We start from the raw sequence: 1,360 nt of genomic DNA, 5'->3' as shown, positions 1-1,360 counted from the left end.
GCCCAGGCCGAGCAGGCCCATGTCCAACGACACGGTCGCCTCCTGGGTGTGGTACGGATCCAGGTTCACCACCACCAGCACCGTGCTGCCCCGGGCACGCTTCGAATAGACGATCACCTCGTCCTTGTCCGCGTGATGGAAATGCAGATTCCGCAACTGCCGCAACGCCGGACTCTCCCGGCGGATCCGGTTCAGCCGGGTGATCAGCGGAGCGATCGTCCGGCCCTCCCGCTCCGCCCGCTCCCAGTCACGCGGCCGCAGCTGATACTTCTCCGAATCCAGGTACTCCTCGCTGCCCTCCCGCAACGGCGTGTTCTCACACAGCTCGAAACCCGAATACATGCCCCACGACGGAGACAGCGTCGCCGCGAGTACCGCCCGCACCTCGAACGCAGGGCGGCCGCCGTGCTGAAGATACGCGTGGAGGATGTCAGGGGTGTTCACGAAGAAGTTCGGCCGCATGAACGCCGCCGACTCCCCCGCCAGTTCCGTGCAGTACTCGGTCAGCTCCGCCTTGGTGTTCCGCCAGGTGAAGTAGGTGTAGGACTGCTGGAACCCGACCGCCGCCAGCGTCCGCATCATCGCCGGACGCGTGAACGCCTCCGCCAGGAACATCACATCCGGATCCGCCCCGTTGATCTCACCGATCACGCGCTCCCAGAACACCACCGGCTTGGTATGCGGGTTGTCGACACGGAAGATCCGCACCCCCAGCCCCATCCAGAACCGCAGGATCCGCACCGACTCCGCGACCAGACCGTCCATATCCGCATCGAAGTGGACGGGGTAGATGTCCTGGTACTTCTTCGGCGGGTTCTCCGCGAACGCCACCGTTCCGTCCGCCCGGTGACGGAACCACTCCGGATGCTTCTCCACCCACGGATGATCCGGCGAACACTGCAACGCGAAATCCAGCGCCACCTCAAGACCCAGCTCCCGCGCCCGCCCCACGAACCAGCCGAAATCCTCCACCGTCCCCAGCTCCGGATGCACCGCATCATGGCCGCCCTCCACCGACCCGATCGCCCACGGCACCCCCACCTCCCCCACCCCCGCCGACAACGCATTGTTCGCACCCTTGCGGAACGTCACCCCGATCGGATGCACCGGCGGCAGATACACCACGTCAAAACCCATCCCCGCAATCACCGGCAACCGCCGCGCCGCCGACCGCAACGTCCCATGCGGCCGCTCCACCGTCCCCTCCGACCGCGGAAAGAACTCGTACCACGACCCGAACAACGCCCGCTCCCGCTCCACCACCAACCCCAGCCCACCCGACGACGACACCAACTCCCGCAACGGAAACCGCCCCAACACCCCCACCACACCCGGCGCCAACGCCCCCGCCAACCGGGCG

At 66.8% G+C, this 1,360-nt stretch carries 1 pseudogene; it reads right to left on the bottom strand.

Features of this window, described 5'->3' with window-relative positions:
• Positions 1 to 1,360: pseudogene (locus tag ACIHAA_RS31840) on the bottom strand (alpha-1,4-glucan--maltose-1-phosphate maltosyltransferase); the annotation flags it as partial.

The organism is Streptomyces sp. NPDC052040 (assembly GCF_044548405.1).
Lineage (GTDB): Bacteria > Actinomycetota > Actinomycetes > Streptomycetales > Streptomycetaceae > Streptomyces.
This window is presented reverse-complemented; position numbering and strand designations above follow the sequence as displayed.